At 69.5% G+C, this 17,248-nt stretch carries 17 protein-coding genes and 1 tRNA gene; 13 read left to right on the top strand and 5 right to left on the bottom strand.

The window, feature by feature from the left end:
- The first annotated feature begins 11 nt into the window (after window positions 1-11).
- From ACQ3HE_RS18180 to ACQ3HE_RS18170, 3 genes are read left to right on the top strand one after another with little or no spacing between them, the layout of a single operon-like run.
- On the top strand, window positions 12-461 hold the full coding sequence (locus ACQ3HE_RS18180; RefSeq protein ID WP_430893726.1) for an FAS1-like dehydratase domain-containing protein: 450 nt from the start codon (window positions 12-14) through the stop codon (window positions 459-461).
- Entirely contained in the window at window positions 458-889 is a 432-nt protein-coding gene (locus tag ACQ3HE_RS18175) for a MaoC family dehydratase (RefSeq protein WP_430893725.1), read from the top strand. Before ACQ3HE_RS18180 ends, ACQ3HE_RS18175 begins: the two co-directional genes overlap by 4 nt.
- An 11-nt stretch (window positions 890-900) precedes the next feature.
- A complete protein-coding gene (locus ACQ3HE_RS18170) occupies window positions 901-2,037 on the top strand; it encodes a UDP-N-acetylmuramate dehydrogenase (protein WP_430893723.1) in 1,137 nt (378 codons plus the stop codon).
- Between the two features lie 48 nt (window positions 2,038-2,085).
- Here ACQ3HE_RS18170 and ACQ3HE_RS18165 read toward each other — a convergent pair whose 3' ends face one another.
- From ACQ3HE_RS18165 to aceA, 3 genes are all read right to left on the bottom strand, one after another.
- Window positions 2,086-3,297, bottom strand: coding sequence for a pyridoxal phosphate-dependent aminotransferase (locus tag ACQ3HE_RS18165; RefSeq protein ID WP_430893721.1), 1,212 nt, complete (start codon window positions 3,295-3,297; stop codon window positions 2,086-2,088).
- A gap of 121 nt (window positions 3,298-3,418) precedes the next feature.
- Window positions 3,419-5,083, bottom strand: a complete 1,665-nt coding sequence (gene aceB, locus ACQ3HE_RS18160) for a malate synthase A (protein WP_430893719.1) — start codon at window positions 5,081-5,083, stop codon at window positions 3,419-3,421.
- Between the two features lie 85 nt (window positions 5,084-5,168).
- A complete protein-coding gene (gene aceA, locus ACQ3HE_RS18155; protein WP_430893717.1) occupies window positions 5,169-6,515 on the bottom strand; it encodes an isocitrate lyase in 1,347 nt (448 codons plus the stop codon).
- Between the two features lie 151 nt (window positions 6,516-6,666).
- On the opposite strand from aceA, the gene ACQ3HE_RS18150 reads away from it, so the two are divergent.
- Window positions 6,667-8,160 carry a helix-turn-helix domain-containing protein gene (locus tag ACQ3HE_RS18150; protein WP_430893716.1) on the top strand — a complete coding sequence of 498 codons (1,494 nt, stop codon included), beginning with the start codon at window positions 6,667-6,669 and terminating at the stop codon, window positions 8,158-8,160.
- Window positions 8,161-8,220: 60 nt separating this feature from the next.
- On the opposite strand, the gene ACQ3HE_RS18145 is transcribed toward ACQ3HE_RS18150, so the two are convergent.
- Window positions 8,221-9,294: an alkene reductase gene (locus ACQ3HE_RS18145; protein WP_159879929.1), complete on the bottom strand. Its 1,074-nt coding sequence runs from the start codon at window positions 9,292-9,294 to the stop codon at window positions 8,221-8,223.
- A gap of 248 nt (window positions 9,295-9,542) precedes the next feature.
- Here ACQ3HE_RS18145 and ACQ3HE_RS18140 point away from each other — a divergent pair, with 248 nt between their 5' ends.
- Window positions 9,543-10,811 (top strand): low temperature requirement protein A, encoded by a 1,269-nt coding sequence (locus ACQ3HE_RS18140; protein ID WP_430893714.1) that lies wholly within the window; start codon window positions 9,543-9,545, stop codon window positions 10,809-10,811.
- On the opposite strand, the gene ACQ3HE_RS18135 is transcribed toward ACQ3HE_RS18140, so the two are convergent.
- Window positions 10,786-11,346 carry a DUF805 domain-containing protein gene (locus ACQ3HE_RS18135; RefSeq protein WP_430893712.1) on the bottom strand — a complete coding sequence of 187 codons (561 nt, stop codon included), beginning with the start codon at window positions 11,344-11,346 and terminating at the stop codon, window positions 10,786-10,788. The genes ACQ3HE_RS18140 and ACQ3HE_RS18135 overlap by 26 nt on opposite strands.
- A 139-nt stretch (window positions 11,347-11,485) precedes the next feature.
- Here ACQ3HE_RS18135 and ACQ3HE_RS18130 point away from each other — a divergent pair, with 139 nt between their 5' ends.
- The 8 genes from ACQ3HE_RS18130 (at window position 11,486) to ACQ3HE_RS18095 (ending at window position 17,156) form a co-directional block, all read left to right on the top strand.
- On the top strand, window positions 11,486-12,085 hold the full coding sequence (locus ACQ3HE_RS18130) for a hypothetical protein (RefSeq protein WP_430893710.1): 600 nt from the start codon (window positions 11,486-11,488) through the stop codon (window positions 12,083-12,085).
- Between the two features lie 81 nt (window positions 12,086-12,166).
- Complete coding sequence (locus tag ACQ3HE_RS18125; RefSeq protein ID WP_430893708.1) at window positions 12,167-13,522, top strand: signal peptidase I; 1,356 nt, start codon at window positions 12,167-12,169, stop codon at window positions 13,520-13,522.
- A gap of 173 nt (window positions 13,523-13,695) precedes the next feature.
- Window positions 13,696-13,768, top strand: a tRNA-Trp gene (locus ACQ3HE_RS18120).
- Window positions 13,769-13,809: 41 nt separating this feature from the next.
- The gene (gene secE / locus ACQ3HE_RS18115; RefSeq protein ID WP_079706702.1) at window positions 13,810-14,082 is read left to right on the top strand and encodes a preprotein translocase subunit SecE; all 273 of its coding nucleotides are present in this window, start codon (window positions 13,810-13,812) and stop codon (window positions 14,080-14,082) included.
- A 139-nt stretch (window positions 14,083-14,221) separates the two neighbouring features.
- Window positions 14,222-15,190: a transcription termination/antitermination protein NusG gene (gene nusG, locus ACQ3HE_RS18110; protein ID WP_430893706.1), complete on the top strand. Its 969-nt coding sequence runs from the start codon at window positions 14,222-14,224 to the stop codon at window positions 15,188-15,190.
- 93 nt (window positions 15,191-15,283) lie between these two features.
- Entirely contained in the window at window positions 15,284-15,715 is a 432-nt protein-coding gene (rplK, locus tag ACQ3HE_RS18105) for a 50S ribosomal protein L11 (RefSeq protein ID WP_056014074.1), read from the top strand.
- 114 nt (window positions 15,716-15,829) lie between these two features.
- Window positions 15,830-16,519, top strand: a complete 690-nt coding sequence (gene rplA / locus ACQ3HE_RS18100) for a 50S ribosomal protein L1 (RefSeq protein ID WP_079706704.1) — start codon at window positions 15,830-15,832, stop codon at window positions 16,517-16,519.
- A gap of 79 nt (window positions 16,520-16,598) precedes the next feature.
- Window positions 16,599-17,156, top strand: coding sequence for a GNAT family N-acetyltransferase (locus ACQ3HE_RS18095; protein WP_430893704.1), 558 nt, complete (start codon window positions 16,599-16,601; stop codon window positions 17,154-17,156).
- Window positions 17,157-17,248: the final 92 nt, after the last annotated feature.

Genomic DNA, 17,248 nt, shown 5'->3' with positions numbered 1-17,248 from the left:
GGCTGGAGGGCGTGTCAGTGAACCCAGAGCTCGCCGGTCGGGTCTTCCCGCCCGTCGCCCCGTACCTGGTCGGACGCGAGAAGATCCGCGAGTTCTCGCGGGCCGTCTTCGCGACGAACCCGATCAACCTCGACCCGGAGGCGGCCCGCGCCGCAGGATACGCCGACGTCGTGGCGCCGCCCACCTTCGCCGTCGTCGTCCAGGAGCACACGCTCCAGCAACTGCTCGCCGCACCCGACGCGGGTATCGACTTCAGCCGGGTGGTCCACGGCGACCAGCGTTTCGTGCACCACCGACCGATCGTCGCCGGCGACGAGCTCACCGCGCAGCTGACCGTCACCGCGGTGAAGTCCCTGGGTGGCCACTCGATGGTGACGTGCGACTCGATCATGACCGATGCCGCCGGCGAGCCCGTGGTCACCGCGACCTCGACGCTCGTGGTGCGAGGAGACGAAGGATGAGCGACGTGCAGCAGACCCCGATCATGCCGGCTGTCGGCGACGTCGTCGCGCAGCGGACCGTCCACCTGACGCGCGACGCCCTCGTGCGGTACGCCGGCGCCTCCGGAGACTTCAACCCCATCCACTACCGCGACGATGTCGCGGCCTCCGTCGGGCTGCCGGGCGTGCTCGCCCACGGCATGCTGACGATGGGGATCGCCGCCCAGCCGGTGGTCGACTGGATCGGCGACCCCGGTCGGGTGCTCGAGTACCAGGTGCGGTTCACCCGACCGGTCGTCGTCGACCCCGAGACCGGCGCCGACCTCCAGATCGTCGCCAAGGTCGGCAAGATCGACGAGGAAGCCCGCACCGCGCGCGTCGACCTCACCGTCACCTACGCCGAGCAGACGGTGCTCGGCAAGGCGCAGCTCGTCGTCAGCTTCGCCTGACCCGGAGGACCATGAACGACGCCATCCGTCTGAGCGAGCTCACCACCCTCGGGGTGGGCGGGCCCGCCGCAGCCTTCGCGGAGTGCACGAGCGAGGCAGCGCTGATCGAGGCCGTGCTCGACGTCTGGAACACCGACCAGCCGTGGCTGTTGCTCGGCGGCGGGTCGAACCTGCTGATCGGCGACGAGCCCGTCGACGCGACCGTCATCCGGGCGGCCAACCGCGGCATCGAACGCCTCGACGCGCCGTCCGGCCGTGTCCGCCTGCGGGTGCAGGCCGGTGAGGACTGGGACGCGCTCGTCGCCTTCACCGTGGAGCACGGCTTCGCGGGCATCGAGGCGCTCTCCGGCATTCCGGGATCCTGTGGGGCTGCCCCCGTCCAGAACATCGGCGCCTACGGGCAGGAGATCGTGTCGTCGCTCGTCGCCGTCGACCTGCTCGACGAGGAGTCGCAGACCGTCGAGCGCGTTCCGGCCGCGGAGCTCGGGCTCGGCTACCGGACGTCGGTCTTGAAGCGCCACGGTGGCGGAGAGCCCGAGCGCTCCGGCGTGGTCGTGGCGATCATCATCGACCTCGACGACGTCGGTGTCGACGGACTGGCCGCACCCATCGCCTACCAACAGCTCGCCTTTGCACTCGGGGTCGAGGTCGGCGAGCAGGTCCGCCTGGCCCAGGTGCGCACGACGGTGCTCGCGCTGCGGACGTCGAAGGGTATGGTGCTCGATCCCGACGACCCCGACACCGCCAGCGCCGGGTCGTTCTTCACGAATCCGATCGTGTCGGAGCACGTCGCCCGCTCGCTCCCCGGCGATGCTCCCTGGTGGCCCGTCGACCCGCCGGCCGACGACGACACCGAGTACGTCTTCCCGCTCGGCGAGGTCGTCAACCCGCCCCGTCCGGCCCCGACCGAGCGCCTCGCGAAGCTCTCGGCCGCCTGGCTGATCGAGCGGGCCGGCGTCCGTCGCGGGTTCGCACTCCCCGGATCGCACGCTGCGGTCTCCACGAAGCACACGCTCGCCCTGACGAACCGTGGCGGGGCGACCGCCACCGAGATCGCCGAGCTCGCGCGATTCGTGCAGGCGCGCGTCCACGCCGAATTCGGCGTCCTCCTGCAGCCCGAGCCCGTCGTGGTCGGCGTCACGATCTGACGCTGATGCGAGGTCCGCTCGCCCGGGGACGAGCGAGCGGACCTCGGTTCAGGATGCGAACAGGCGCTGGAGGCGCTGGACGCCCTCGAGGAGCTGGTCGTCGCCGAGCGCGTAGCTGAAGCGCAGGTAGCCGGACGGCCCGAACGCCTCGCCGGGCACTGCCGCGACCTCGGCCTGGTCGAGCATGAGGTCGGCGAGTTCGAGCGACGTCTTGGGCGTCACCCCGCCGAACGTCCGGCCGAGCAGCGCCGTGACGTCGGGGTAGACGTAGAAGGCGCCCTGCGGGGTCGGCGTCTCGAAGCCGTCGATCTTGTTGAGCTCGCCGACGATGAGCTTGCGGCGGCGGTCGAACGCCTCACGCATCGCCTCCGCGGCGTCCTGCGGACCGTTGAGGGCCGCGACCGCCGCGCGCTGCGCGATGTTGTTCACGTTGCCGGAGAGGTGCGACTGGAGGTTGCCGAGCGCCTTGATCGCGTCCGCCGGGCCCACGGTCCAACCGACGCGCCAGCCCGTCATCGCGTACGTCTTGGCCACGCCGTTGACGAGGAGCGTCTGCTCGGCGAGCTCGGGCACCGCTTCGACGATCGACGTCGCGCGGACGCCGTCGTAGGTGAGGTTCTGGTAGATCTCGTCGGTGATGACCCAGATGCCGTGCTCGAGCGCCCACTCGCCGATCGCCTTCGTCTGCTCGGGGGAGTAGACGGAGCCGGTCGGGTTCGACGGGGAGACGAACAGGAGGACCTTGGTACGCGGGGTGCGCGCCGCCTCGAGCTGTTCGACGGTGACCTGGTAGTTCTGCGAGGCGTCGGCGAAGACGTCGACCGCGACACCGTCGGCGAGCGCGATGGCCTCGGGGTAGGTGGTCCAGAACGGCGTCGGCACGATGACCTCGTCGCCCGGGTTCAGGAGGACCTGGAACGCCTCGTACACCGACTGCTTGCCGCCGTTGGTGACGATGACCCGGCTCGGGTCGACCTCGAGACCGGAGTCGCGGAGCGTCTTCTCCGCGATGGCGGCGCGGAGGTCCGGCAGGCCGGCCGCTGGGGTGTACCGGTGCGCCTTCGGGTCGCGGGCGGCGACGAGCGCCGCTTCGACGATGTGCTCGGGCGTCGGGAAGTCCGGCTCGCCCGCCGCGTAGGAGATCACGGGTCGGCCTTGCGCCTGCAGCGCCTTCGCCTTCGCGTCCACCTTCAGCGTGGCGGACTCGGCGATCGCTGAGATCTTCGTGGACAGGCGGGGCGTGGGAGTCGATTCAGGCACGAGTCCGAGCGTACCGAACCCGGCATCGAGAGGACAGTGCGTGTCCGACCTCGCGTGCAGCGAGGTGAGGCACGTCGTCGCCCGGTCCACCGGGGAACGACGACGTGCCTCACCTCGGTCCTCATGCGGGGTCGACGAGGTACCGCGTGTACGCCGGGACGGTGAGGAAGGTCGGGAACTCGTCCCTGAGCGCGACCTCGCGGAACAGCTCGGCGGCGTCGTCGAAGCGGTCGTCCGCGGTGCGGGGGAGCGAGGAGAGGAGCTCGTCGAGGAGGTCCTCGACCCGCTCACGGGTGATCGGACGGCCGTCGTCGGTCGCGACGTCCTGGTGGATCCACTGCCAGACCTGCGATCGACTGATCTCCGCCGTGGCCGCGTCCTCCATGAGTCCGTCGATGGCCGCGGCGCCGACGCCGCGCAGCCAGGAGTCGAGGTAGCGGACGGCGATCGACACGTTGTCACGGAGACCGGCGTCCGTGACCGCCCGACCGATGCGCACGTCGAGGAGCTGTGACGGTGTCACCGACACGTCCTCCCGCAGTCGGTCGAGCTGGTTCGGACGATCGCCGAGGACCGCGTCGAACTCGGCCCTGGCTGTCTCGATGAGGTCCGGGTGCGCCACCCAGGTCCCATCGAAGCCGTCGCCCGCCTCGCGGCGCTTGTCGGCTGAGACCTTCTCGATGGCACGCGCCGTCGCCTCCGGATCGCGCCGGTTCGGGATGAACGCCGACATCCCGCCGATCGCGTGCGCACCGCGGCGGTGGCACGTCTGCACGAGGAGCTCGGTGTAGGCGCGCATGAACGGAACCGTCATCGTCACCTCGCTGCGGTCGGGCAGGACGAACCGGGCACCGCGCCCCCGGTAGTTCTTGATGATCGAGAAGATGTAGTCCCACCGACCGGCGTTGAGACCGGCGCAGTGGTCGCGGAGCGCGTACAGGATCTCGTCCATCTCGAACGCCGCTGGGAGCGTCTCGATGAGCACGGTGGCGCGGATCGTGCCGTGGTCGAGACCCAGGCGTTCCTCGGTGAACGTGAAGGCGTCATCCCAGAGCTGCGCCTCCTCGCTCGACTCCAACTTCGGGAGGTAGAAGTAGGGCCCGCGGCCGGCGTCGATGAGCGGGCGGGCGTTGTGGAAGATGTAGAGGCCGTAGTCGACGAGGCTCCCCGAGGCCGCCATCGCCGCACCGGAGCGGTCGATGAACCGCAGGTGCTTCTCCACGAGGTGCCAGCCGCGCGGGCGCATGACGATCGTCGGCGTCTCCGTCGCGGTGACGCGGTACACCTTCCCCGCCTCGTTGGTGAATGTGAGCTCGCCGCGGACGGCGTCACGCAGCGAGAGCTGACCACCGATGACGTTGGCCCACGTCGGGCTCGTCGCGTCCTCCTGATCGGCGAGCCAGATGTTCGCGCCGGAGTTGAGGGCGTTGATCGTCATCTTCGGATCGGTGGGGCCCGTGATCTCGACCCGGCGGTCCTCGAGACCCGGCCCGGCGCCGGCGACCCGCCAGGAGCGGTCCTCCCGGATCGCCGCGGTGTCGTCGCGGAACCGCGGGTCGCGGCCGTTCCCGATCTCGAAGCGTCGGCGCATGCGCTCGGCGAGGCGGTCGTGCCGCGCACCCGCGAACCGCTGGTGCAGTTCGGCGAGGAAGGCGAGGGCGTCGGGGGTGAGGATCTCCTCGTACCGGTCACCGAGACCACCGACGACCTCGATGGCGGGGCCGGTGCGTTGCGTGGGCACCGGCCCGGTGGTGGGTGTGGACGGGGAAGCGAGCAGGGTGTTCATGGGGTCACTCCGTTTCGGATGGTCGTGCGTCGGATGGGGCCTTCGAGCGGTCCCTGAGCTTGTCGAAGGGCGGGGCTGGTGTGGATCAGTGGAACTGCTGTTCCTCGGTCGAGCCGGCGAGGGCGAGGGTGGCGCTGCCGGGGTTGAGGGCGGTCGCGACCAGGTCGAAGTAGCCGGTACCGACTTCCCGCTGGTGCTTGGTGGCGGTGTAGCCGCTGGCTTCCGCAGCGAACTCGGCTTCCTGGAGATCGACGTACGCGCTCATCGCCCGCTCCTTGTAATCACTCGCCAGCGTGAACATCGAGTGGTTCAACGCGTGGAAGCCGGCGAGGGTGATGAACTGGAACGCGTATCCCATGGCGGCGAGCTCGCGCTGGAAGGACGCGATCTGCGCATCGTCGAGGTGCGACTTCCAGTTGAACGACGGCGAGCAGTTGTAGGCGAGCAGCTTGCCCGGGAACCGCTCGTGGACGGCCTCGGCGAACCGGCGGGCGAGGTCGAGGTCGGGTTGCACCGACTCGACCCAGAGCAGGTCGGCGTACTCCGCGTAGGCGAGGCCGCGCGCGAGCACCGGACCGATGCCGCTCTCCACCTCGTAGAAGCCCTCCGGGGTCCGGTTCCCGTTCAGGAACGGCAGATCGCGCTCGTCGATGTCGCTCGTGAGGAGCGTGGCTGCCAGCGCATCGGTGCGGGCGATGACGATGGTCGGGACACCGGCGACGTCCGCCGCCAGCCGGGCCGCATTGAGCGTCCGAATGTGCTGGCCCGTCGGCACCAGCACCTTGCCGCCCATGTGGCCGCACTTCTTCTCAGCCGCGAGCTGGTCCTCCCAGTGGACGCCCGCGGCGCCGGCCTGGATCATGCCGGCCATGAGTTCGTAGGCGTTGAGCGGCCCACCGAAGCCGGCTTCGGCGTCGGCGACGATCGGCGCGAGCCAGTCGATCGCCTCGGGTCCCGGCGTCTCCCCGATGGCTCGCTCGGCGAAGTCGATCTGCTCGGTCCGGAGCAGCGCATTGTTGATCCGCCGGACGACCGCCGGAACCGAGTTCGCCGGGTAGAGGCTCTGATCGGGGTAGGTCTGCCCGGAGAGGTTCGCGTCGGCGGCGACCTGCCAGCCGGAGAGGTAGATCGCCTGCAGGCCAGCCCGGACCTGCTGCACGGCCTGGTTCCCGGTCAGCGCGCCGAGGGCAGGCACCCACTCCTCGGTGTGGAGGAGGTTCCACAAGCGCTCCGCCCCTCGGCGGGCGAGCGTCGGCTCCTCCCGGACACCGCCGCGCAGGCGGACGACGTCCTCAGCGGTGTAGTCGCGGCGGACCCCGTCCCAGCGCGGGTCGGTGTCCCACTCGCGCTGCAGTTCCTCGGCCGTCTGCGTCTGGTCGCCGGCGCGGAGGGGCGTGCGGTGGTCGGTCGGTCGGGTGGCTTCCTTGCTCACGATGACTCCTGTGGTGTCGAGGTCGGTGGGGCGGGTCGTGCTGTGGGAACGATCCTGCGCTCGCCGCAACCCCGACGGACGTCATCCGTGGACAGAAGAACGGCCGACCTTCTGTTTGCCGGAACAACCGGCGCGTGTGAGCATGATCACCATGACCAGCACCGCCGCTGCTCCACCCGTCTCCGCCACCTCTGGTGACGGACCTGCTCCGCACGCGGACGCCCTCGTCCTCGGTCGCCGGATCCGCGATGCCCGATCCCGTGCGGGCCTCACCCTCGACGAACTCGCACAGGCGATCGACCGCGCACCGTCGCAGGCGTCGGCGATCGAGAACGGGCATCGGGAGCCGAGCCTGTCGATGCTCCGCGTCATCGCCGCGGCCCTCGGCACCACCGTCGACGACCTCCTCCGTGACGAACCGCCGAGCGACCGGGCCGCGCTCGAGATCGCCGTCGAGCGTGCCCAGCGGGGGCCCGTCTTCTCCGCCCTCGGGATCGCGCCCATCCGCGTCTCGAAAGGGACAGCGGACGAGACGCTGCGCACCGTGCTGGCGCTGCACGACGAGGTCGCCCGCCTGCATCGGGAGCGAGCGGCGACACCCGAGGAGGCGCGCCGGGCCAACGCCGTCCTCCGGGCGGACATGCGCGCGGCCGACAACCACTTCCCCGAGCTCGAGGCCGTCGCGAAAGGACTGCTCGACGCCGTCGGCTACACCGGAGGGCCGGTCTCGCACCAGACGGTCGCGGAGATGGCACAGCACCTCGGGTTCTCGCTCCACTACGTCGGCGACCTGCCGCACTCGACGCGCTCGGTCACCGACCGGCGCAACGGTCGGATCTACCTGCCGACCGAACCCTCGATGTCCCGTGATTCGCGTTCCCCCATCCTCCAGGCGTTCGCCAGTCACCTGTGCGGACACGAGGAGCCGGGAAACTACGCGGACTTTCTGCGGCAGCGCGTCGAGACCAACTACCTGACGGCGGCCATCCTGCTGCCCGAGCGCGACGCCGTGCGCGTCCTCGGTGAGGCGAAACAGCTCCGGCGCATCTCGATGGAGGACCTGCGCGACGCGTTCGCGGTGTCGTACGAGACCGCCGCGCACCGCTTCACCAACCTCGCGACGAGGCACCTCGGGCTCCCGGTGCACTTCATGAAGGTGCACGAGTCGGGGACGATCATCAAGGCGTACGAGAACGACGGGGTCACGTTCCCGTCCGACGTCCTCGGAGCAGTGGAGGGCTCGCTCGTCTGCCGCAACTGGACGGCCCGGACCGTCTTCGACGTCGAGGACCGCTTCAGCCCCTGGTATCAGTACACCGACATGGACACCGGCACCTTCTGGTGCACCTCGCGGATCGAGAAGGCCAAGGAGGGCGAGTACTCGGTCAGCGTCGGCGTCCCGTTCGCGCACGTGAAGTGGTTCCGCGGACGCGAGACGCCGCATCGGTCGACCTCGAACTGCCCCGACGAGCGATGCTGTCGTCGGGCGTCGCCGGCGCTCGCCGAACGGTGGGAGGGGAAGGCCTGGCCCGCGGCGCGGACGCCGACGAGTCTGCTGGCTGCGCTGCCGACCGGATCCTTCCCGGGGGTCGACTCCGTCGAGGTGTACGAGTTCCTCGAGTCGCACGCGCCGCGGGCGTACTGAGGTGAGGCACCTCGTCGCCCGACGTGGTGTCGAGCGACGAGGTGCCTCACCTCAGCGTGATCAGCTCGCGAGGCGCGGGTAGTCCGTGTAGCCCTCGGCGCCCGGGCCGTAGAAGGTGGCCGGGTTCGGGGTGTTCTCCTCGTGCTCGCCCGCCCAACGCTCGACGAGGTCGGGGTTCGCGATGGCGAGACGCCCGACGGCGACGGCGTCGGCATGCGCGTGCTCGACGAGGGCGATCGCCTCGTCGCGCGTCGTGACGGTGCCGAAGCCGCTGTTGACGATGAGCTTGCCGCCGAAGTGACCGCGCAGGTCCTGGACGAGCGCGCCGGCCGGGTCCTCGTGGAGGATGCTGACGTAGGCGAGGCCGAGCGGTGCCAGGGCGTCGAGCAGTGCCTCGTAGGTCGCGCGGACGTCGGCCTCGTCGGTCTCCGCCGTGTCACCGGCGCCGTTCATCGGGGAGATGCGGATGCCGACGCGCGCTGCACCGACCGCCTCGGCGACGGCGCTGACGACCTCGGCGACGTACGACGCGCGGGCCTCCGGGCTGCCTCCGGCGCGGTCGTCGCGCACGTTGGAGACGGGGGAGAGGAACTGGTGCAGCAGGTAGCCGTTCGCGGCGTGGAGCTCGACGCCGTCGAGCCCTGCCTCGATCGCGTTGCGAGCCGCCTGGACGAACTCCTCGCGGACCGTGTCGAGCTCCTCGGTGCTCAGCGCGTGCGGGACGGGGTACGGCTGGGCGCCCGCCGGCGTCCGGACCTCGCCGGCGATGGCGATCGCGCTCGGCGCGACGATGCGGTCGGTGCCCGTGATGTCGGTGTGCGAGACGCGGCCGCCGTTCATGAGCTGCATGACGATGAGCCCGCCCGCTCCGTGCACGGCCTTCGCGACGCGACGCCAACCCTCGACCTGCTCGGGGGTGACGATGCCGGGCTGGCCCGGGTAGGAGCGCGACTCGGCGCTCGGGTAGGTGCCCTCCGTGATGATGAGCCCGAGTCCTGCGCGCTGGCTGTAGTGCTCGGCGACGAGGTCGCCGGGGACGCCGTCGGCTCCTGACCGCATGCGGGTGAGCGGGGCCATGACGACGCGGTTGGCGAGTTCGAGGTCGCCGAGTCGAACGGGCGCGAAGAGATCCATACGGGTGATGCCTTTCGTGGGGGGGGGGGGGGGGTGCGGCACGCGGAGGACGCGGCCTCCGGACGCAACCCGGCTGCGGCCGTCGATATTCCGGTGATGCTTCTGGACCTTGTGCATCTGGAATACTTCTTGCTAGGCTCACGGTGTGGTCGTCGGGCTCTGTCCCCGCAGCTCGCGACGAGCACGACCCGGTGTCGACGAATCCGAGGGGGAGGCGTCGGCACCGGGAACCCTGCCAGGATACGAAGATGCCCGCCCCCAGATTCGGCCTCGTCTCCGACCTCCGCCGTCCGGAGTCCGGTGAACGCGCCGAGCGCGTCACCTTCGTCGAGTTGTTCTTCGACCTCGTCTTCGTCTTCGCGCTCACCCAGCTGAGCAAGCTCATCGCCGACGACCAGAGCATCACCGCCGCCCTCGAGTCGATCGTCCTCATCCTGGCGCTCTGGTGGTCCTGGGTGTCCACGAGCTGGGTGACGAACTGGCTCGACCCGGAACGGCTCGCGGTGCGACTCGCGCTCATCGGCTTCGGCCTGTTGGCGTTCGTCGCGGCGGTGTCGGTGTCGGCGTCGTTCACCGACCGCGCGCTGGCGTTCGCCGTCGCCTACGTCGTGCTCCAGCTCATCCGGACGCTGTTCATGGTCGTGGCGACCTGGCGGCACGACCGCGACGTGGCCCTGAGCTTCGCACGCGTCCTCGTCTGGACCGCGTTCGCCGCGGTCTTCTGGATCGCCGGAGCGCTGTTGCCGGCCGACTGGCAACTGGCGTTCTGGATCTGCGCCGTCGCCATCGAGTACGGCGGCGGGGCCCTCGGATTCCGGCTGCCGGGTGTGCGGACCTCGGAGGTCGAGAGCTGGGAGCTCTCCGGTGCGCACCTCTCGGAGCGGGCGTCGCTCTTCATCATCATCGCGATCGGCGAGTCACTGCTCGTCACCGGGTTCGCGTTCGTCGAGCTTGAGACGTCGGTCGCCGCCGTCGTCGGGATGCTGAGCGCCTTCGTCTCCGCGGTCGCGCTGTGGTGGTTGTACTTCCACCGCACGGAGACGGCGGGACGCCGAGCGGTCGAGGCCGCCGAGGAGGAGGCCGACCGCGCCGACGGTGACGAGGGTCGTCCCGGTCGACGGGGGTCGGGACGTCTCGGACGCATCGCGCGCGACGGATACAGCTACGCCCACGTCGTGATCGTCGCCGGGATCGTGCTCGTCTCGGTGGGGGACAAGGAGATCCTCGACCGACCGGCCGACGCCGTGGAACTCGCCGGGGGCGTCGTGATCCTCGGCGGACCGGCCCTCTACCTGCTCGGGCTGTCGCTGTTCCGGTTCGTCGTCGACCGCGCCGTTCCACTCGCACCGGTCATCGGCCTCGCGATGCTCGCTGGCTGCGCGGTCGCCGCGTTCCTCGTGCCGCAGCTCGGGGAACTCGTCCTCGGGTGTCTCTGCACGCTGGTGCTCGTCCTCGCCGCGATCGCCGACACGGTCCTCCCGGACCGGCGGGTCACTGCGGAGCGTCGCCAGGCTTGATCTGGGCGCCCTCGCGGTGCGGCCCCGTGTCGTAGCGGGCACCGCCGCGGTCGCTCGGCTGCGCCGCGAGCCAGATGAAGAAGAACCAGCCGAAGATCGGGACCAGGTTGATGAGCTGCCACCAGCCGCTGTGGTCCGTGTCATGCATGCGACGGGCGTTCAGCGACAGCCCCGGGATGATCGTCGCGAGGCCCCAGATCCCGGACAGGATGCTCTGGACGCCCCAGGCGGGTCCTTCGGTGACCTGACCCTCCCAGAAACCGGCCGTCACCCCGGTCGCGACGTCGACACCACGTCCGATCACCAGGAGCGCGGTGACGATGACGGCGTGGACGACCACCCACCACCAGAACTCGCTCCGGCTGGCCCGCCCGGTGAAGATCGGATACCGCTTCCAGAAGCGGAGGAACGCCTGGATCGGGCCGGCGCCCGGGAGCGGGCTGTCATCCGCGAACCGGGCCGGGATCCGGCGATCGTCCTTGCGGTCCGCCTCCGCCGCGTTCGCGGTCACTGCGTGTTCGTCTGCGCTGCTCATCGGTCCCCTGGGTCGAGTCGTCGTGCATTCGTGCGTCCACCCTACCGACATCGCCAGCACATGTTGTATTTCAGAGCAACATATGGAATATTAGTTGTACAACACGTGCCGATTTCGGCCCCGACCCTGGAGAATCACCATGACCACCGCACTGTCCCCTCGATCCCGCCGCCTCGTCCGCTGGGCCGCGCTGCCCGTCGCCGTCGTGGCGAGCGGCGTCATCGTCTCGACCGCCTCCTACGCCGCCTTCACCTCGTCGACCGACAACGCCGGCAACGCCTGGAGCGCCGGAGCGATCGCGCTGAGCGATGACGACTCCGGCGCCGCCATGTTCGCCGCGGACGACCTGCAGCCCGGCTCGACCGGCGTGAACTGTATCGCCGTCACCTCGGACGGTTCGCTGTCGTCCGACATCCGTCTCTATGCGGACAACGCGGCGCAGACGCAGGACCTCGACCAGCACCTGCAGCTCGACATCGTCCAGGGCGCCGGCGGCGGCTACGGGTCCTGCGAGGACTTCGTCCCCGCGACCACGGGCGCGTCCGTCTACAGCGGCACCCTCGTCGGCCTCGCGAACACTGCGGTCGACCACGCGTCCGGACTCGGCTCGTGGGCCTCCGTCGGCGGCGGCGAGGAGCGCGTCTTCAAGGTCACGTACACGCTGTCCCCGGATGCGCCGAACACCGTCCAGGGCGGCACGGCGGCGGTCGACCTCGTCTGGGAGGGTCGCACCTCCTAGGCGATCCCGGTGCTCTCGTCCCGCTGACGGGAGCACCGCGGCCCGCCTGTCCCCGTCCACCTCGTCCCTCCGGGAGCTCTCATGAAACCGTCATCCGCCCGCCGGCGCATCGTGTCGTCCGGCATCGTGGTCGTCGCCCTCGGTGCGCGCGTCCTCGCGTTGCTCGCGCTGTGCCTCCTGGCGTGGGCCGCTGTGCCGAAGCTCGTCGGGTGGGTTCCGACCACCGTGGCGTCAGGTTCCATGGAGCCGCGCATCATGACCGGCGACGTCGTCGTCTCGATGCCGATCGACGGCTCCGACGCCGCGGCAGGACAGGTGGTCCTCGTCGACGGACCGGGCGAGGACGACGCGCTGCTCCTGCACCGCGTCGTCGAGCGGGAGGCGGAGGGACTCCGCCTGAAGGGTGACGCGAACCGGCAACCGGATCGACAGCTCGTCCAGGACGACGCCGTTCGTGGCGTCGGCGTCCTCCGAGTCCCGTACATCGGTCTCCCCGTCGTCTGGGCGAACGAGGGTGCCTGGGGTCCCCTGGCACTCTCCGCGGCGTTCGCGGCGGCGATCCTCGGGGCGATCGTGGCCACGCGGCGGTACCTCGTCGAGGACCGCGAAGCCACCGCGCCGATCGGTCGGGTGCGTCGCGCCGCCCCGATCGGTGGTGCCGCCCTGGCTGGGGTCCTGGCCGTCGTGTCGGTGCTGCCGACCGCTGGCGCGAACTGGCAGAGCTTCGCCGGCGCTTCCGACAACCGACTCGGCGCGGGGCCCTTCTCGTGCCTCGGGCAGCCGGTGGGCTCGCCCGAGTTCCGACTGGACTTCAGTGAGGCCGACGGGGCCGAGGTCGTGAACAGCGGAACCGGCAGTGGCATCGCACAGCTGGGCGGCACGGCGGAGCGCGTCGGCGGTAGCTGCGGCGACAGTCCGTTCGTCCGACTCGACGGCCAGGCCGGTCAGGTGGTCACCATGCCGCAGCTTCCGCAGCAGACCACCTTCACGCTGGAGACCTGGTTCCGGACCACGGAGTCGCAGGGCAAGCTGATCGGCTTCGGGAACGCGCAGACCGTCCCGTCCAGCGCCCATGACCGCCACCTGTACATCGACCGGGACGGCCGCCTCGTCTTCGGGACGTGGAGCGGTTCGCCGCAGACGATCGTGACGCCGGTCGCGGTCACGGACGGACGGTGGCACCACGTCATGGCGACCATGTCGACCACGGACGGCATGCGCCTCTACCTCGACGGCGCCCTGGTCGGAACGAATTCGAACACGGTGCTGCAGAGCTACCGTGGCTATTGGCGCATCGGCCACGACACGATCGCGTCCACCTGGCCTGGTGCGCCCTCCTCCGCTTGGTTCGCCGGGGATCTCGACGGCGTCGGGATCCACTCGCGGGTGCTGTCGGCCGAGGAGGCTGCCGAGCACGCAGCGCTCGGGCGCCCGTGAGGCGTGCGGCCGCGCGCAGGCCGACGCCGGTTTTACAGCCGGGCGACCGTGCCGTACACTGGATGGAGGTAGTTGAAATCTGCCATGATTTTCTGCGCCTGTTTTCACCCGTGCGGTGAGGCAACGCTCAGGAGCTCAGGGTAGCTTCGACCCCTCCGGTGCGTCAGCACTGAAGGGCGGTGGCTCAATTGGTAGAGCAGCGGTCTCCAAAACCGCAGGTTGCAGGTTCAAGTCCTGTCCGCCCTGCGAGTCGGTGCGTATGCACCGGCACACGAAAGGTGTAACGAGTGGCCCCGAAGAGTACCGACACGCCCGGCGAGGACGTCGTCGTCAAGGCGAAGGCGGACCGTGCCGAACGGCGCGGCTTCTTCTCGGGCATCGTCCTGTTCCTGAAGCAGGTCTTCGCGGAACTCAAGAAGGTCGTCACGCCGACGCGGAAGGAACTCCTCAGCTACACGGCTGTGGTGCTCGTCTTCGTCTGCATCATGATGGCGCTCGTCTACGGCATCGACTTCGTCTTCGCCTGGGTCGTCACGCTGGTGTTCGGTACCGCGAGCTAGTTCCGCTCAGGTTCCGGTGCTCCGGCCCGGTACCCGGGTTCCACAATCACAGACGGCGACGCAGTCGTCACGCGCCAGGATCTGGCGCCGCGGTCGGGGATCACCCACGATCCGCACAACAGAAACGGAATGGAAATCAGTGTCTGAGCGAAACTCGAACGACGTCGACTGGGCAACCGCTGCCGAGCAGTCCTCGGAGGACGACGAGGCCCAGGAGGGCAACGTGCTCTCGGCCGACGAGCACTCCGTCGACCCCGCTGAGCACAACGCCGTCCACGTCGAGGAGACCGGCGACACCGAGGTCGACCTCGACGCCGTGCTCGACGCGATGGCCGAGGCCGTCGACCCCGAGGCCGACGCCGTCGTCGACGACGCCCTCGAACTCGACGAGGCAGCCGAGGTCGAAGCCGCAGCAGAGGCCATCGCCGAAGAAGAGGCAGACCCCACCGACGCCGACGCCGACGCCGAGCCCGCCGAGGAGTCCGAGGAAGACCCTTACGACGCGTTCCGCAAGGAACTCCGCTTCCTGCCCGGCAAGTGGTACGTCATCCACTCCTACGCCGGTTTCGAGCGCAAGGTGAAGGCCAACATCGAGCAGCGCAAGTCGACGCTCGAGGTCGCGGACTACATCTACCAGGTCGAGGTCCCCATGGAAGACGTGGTCGAGATCAAGAACGGCCAGCGCAAGATGGTCACCCGCGTCCGCATCCCCGGCTACGTGCTCGTCCGCATGGACCTCAACGAGGACAGCTGGTCGGTCGTCCGCCACACGCCTGGCGTCACCGGCTTCGTCGGCAACGCGCACAACCCCACGCCGCTCCGCTTCGAAGAGTCCTTCAACATGTTGAAGTCGCTCGTCGAGGTCAAGGAGACCGCGCCCGTCAAGGGCTCCGGCACCAAGGGCAGCGCCACGCAGCAGCGTGTCATCCCCGCCGAGGTCGACTTCGAGATCGGCGAGACCATCACGATCAAGGAGGGCTCGTTCGCGGGCCTCCCCGGCTCCATCAGCGAGATCAAGCCCGAGAGCGGCAAGCTCACGGTGCTCGTCTCCCTCTTCGAGCGCGAGACGCCGGTCGAGCTCAGCTTCGACCAGGTCACCAAGCTCTAAGCCACACGGCTCCACAGTCCACCGCCGCCCGACGGGCGCGCGGGAGAGCGCACATCATCCGATGGCGTTCGAACCCCAGAAGAAGGAAGAAACATGGCACCGAAGAAGAAGGTCACGGGTCTCATCAAGCTGCAGATCCAGGCCGGCGCCGCAAACCCTGCTCCCCCCATCGGCCCCGCCCTTGGTCAGCACGGCGTCAACATCATGGAGTTCTGCAAGGCGTACAACGCGGCCACCGAGTCGCAGCGCGGCAACGTCATCCCCGTCGAGATCACCGTCTACGAGGACCGTTCGTTCACCTTCATCCTGAAGACCCCGCCCGCAGCGGAGCTCATCAAGAAGGCCGCCGGCGTCGCCAAGGGCTCCGGTACCCCGCACACCGTCAAGGTCGCGAAGCTCACCAAGGAGCAGGTCCGTCAGATCGCCGAGCAGAAGGCTCCCGACCTGAACTCGAACGACATCGACGCAGCCGCGAAGATCATCGCCGGCACCGCCCGCTCCATGGGCATCACGGTCGAGGGCTAGTCCTTCCGACCCGCACGGGGTGAGCCTTCCAGGCCACACCCTCGCACCTTTCTTTTTCACTCGTGGCAGCGCCGGCCAGGCGCAGATGACCACATTTCTCATAGGAGAACACACATGGCACAGAAGTCGAAGGCCTACCGGGCCGCAGCCGAGAAGATCGAGGCTGACAAGTTCTACACCCCGAACGAGGCCGTCGCCCTCGCCAAGGAGACCGGTTCCGCCAAGTTCAACAGCACCGTCGAGGTCGCCCTCAAGCTCGGTGTCGACCCGCGCAAGGCGGACCAGATGGTCCGCGGCACGGTCATCCTCCCGCACGGCACGGGCAAGACCGCCCGCGTCATCGTCTTCGCGACGGGCCCGGCAGCAGAGGCCGCGATCGCGGCCGGTGCTGACGAGGTCGGCGGCGACGAGCTCATCGCGAAGGTCGCCGAGGGCTACACCTCGTTCGACTCCGCGGTCTCCACCCCGGAGCTCATGGGCAAGGTCGGTCGTCTCGGTAAGGTCCTCGGTCCCCGTGGCCTCATGCCGAACCCCAAGACCGGCACCGTGACGCCGGACGTGGCCAAGGCCGTGTCCGACATCAAGGGCGGCAAGATCGAGTTCCGCGTCGACAAGCACTCCAACGTGCACTTCGTCGTCGGCAAGGCCTCGTTCGACGCATCGCAGCTCGAGGAGAACATCAACACCGCGCTCGAGGAGATCCTCCGCCTCAAGCCGTCCTCCTCGAAGGGCCGTTACATCCAGAAGGGCGCCGTGTCGACCACGTTCGGCCCCGGCATCCCGCTGGACGTCAACTCCATCTAGTCTCACCAGTACGAAGGCCCGGTCGCGTCACGCGACCGGGCCTTCGTCGTTCTCCGGGGTGGCGTCGTACGATGCAGGGATGGTCTCCACCCGCACCGCCACGGCCGACGACGCCGCCACGCTCGCCACGCTCGCCGCAGCGACCTTCGCCCTCGCCTGCCCACCCGGCACCGCGCAGGAGCACATCGACGCGTTCATCGCCGAGCACTTCACCCTCGACCGGTTCACCGGCTACCTGACAGATCCCGGACGCGCGCTCCGGCTCCTCGTCGACGACGATGACCGCACGGCCATCGGCTACACGATGCTCGTCTTCGGTGATCCGATCGACCCCGACGTGCTCGCCGCAGTCACGCACCGCCCGACAGCGGAACTCAGCAAGCTGTACGTGCTCCCCGAGAGCCACGGTGCCGGCGGAGCGCGCACGCTCATGGAGGCGACCCTCGACGACGCCCGGTCCCGAGGCGTCACGTCGGTGTGGCTCGGGGTGAACCAGCAGAACGCCAGGGCGATCCGGTTCTACGGCAAGAGCGGGTTCGCGGTCGTGGGGACGAAGACGTTCCTCGTCGGACCCGAACGGCACGACGACTTCGTGATGGAGCAGGTCTTCGGGGACGCACTTCGACAGGCTCAGTGACCGGGGTGGGGCTCGGTGACCGGGGTGGGGCTCGGTGACCGGGGCGGGGCTCGGCGACCGGGGTGGGGCTCGGCGACCGGTCCACCGGTCCC

The sequence above is a fragment of the Plantibacter auratus genome (genome assembly GCF_050587365.1).
GTDB classification, from domain to species: Bacteria; Actinomycetota; Actinomycetes; order Actinomycetales; family Microbacteriaceae; genus Plantibacter; species Plantibacter auratus.
Note: the sequence above shows the minus strand (reverse complement) of the source record. Positions and strands in the feature narration are given on the sequence as shown.

Excerpts from the sequence above, each read along its gene's own strand:
- ACQ3HE_RS18175 (WP_430893725.1), top strand. The coding sequence starts at position 458 with ATGAGCGACGTGCAGCAGACCCCGATCATGCCGGCTGTCGGCGACGTC.
- ACQ3HE_RS18170 (WP_430893723.1), top strand. The coding sequence starts at position 901 with ATGAACGACGCCATCCGTCTGAGCGAGCTCACCACCCTCGGGGTGGGC.
- aceB (WP_430893719.1), bottom strand. The coding sequence starts at position 5,083 with ATGAACACCCTGCTCGCTTCCCCGTCCACACCCACCACCGGGCCGGTG.
- ACQ3HE_RS18150 (WP_430893716.1), top strand. The coding sequence starts at position 6,667 with ATGACCAGCACCGCCGCTGCTCCACCCGTCTCCGCCACCTCTGGTGAC.
- ACQ3HE_RS18145 (WP_159879929.1), bottom strand. The coding sequence starts at position 9,294 with ATGGATCTCTTCGCGCCCGTTCGACTCGGCGACCTCGAACTCGCCAAC.
- ACQ3HE_RS18140 (WP_430893714.1), top strand. The coding sequence starts at position 9,543 with ATGCCCGCCCCCAGATTCGGCCTCGTCTCCGACCTCCGCCGTCCGGAG.
- ACQ3HE_RS18135 (WP_430893712.1), bottom strand. The coding sequence starts at position 11,346 with ATGAGCAGCGCAGACGAACACGCAGTGACCGCGAACGCGGCGGAGGCG.
- ACQ3HE_RS18130 (WP_430893710.1), top strand. The coding sequence starts at position 11,486 with ATGACCACCGCACTGTCCCCTCGATCCCGCCGCCTCGTCCGCTGGGCC.
- ACQ3HE_RS18125 (WP_430893708.1), top strand. The coding sequence starts at position 12,167 with ATGAAACCGTCATCCGCCCGCCGGCGCATCGTGTCGTCCGGCATCGTG.
- rplK (WP_056014074.1), top strand. The coding sequence starts at position 15,284 with ATGGCACCGAAGAAGAAGGTCACGGGTCTCATCAAGCTGCAGATCCAG.
- rplA (WP_079706704.1), top strand. The coding sequence starts at position 15,830 with ATGGCACAGAAGTCGAAGGCCTACCGGGCCGCAGCCGAGAAGATCGAG.
- ACQ3HE_RS18095 (WP_430893704.1), top strand. The coding sequence starts at position 16,599 with ATGGTCTCCACCCGCACCGCCACGGCCGACGACGCCGCCACGCTCGCC.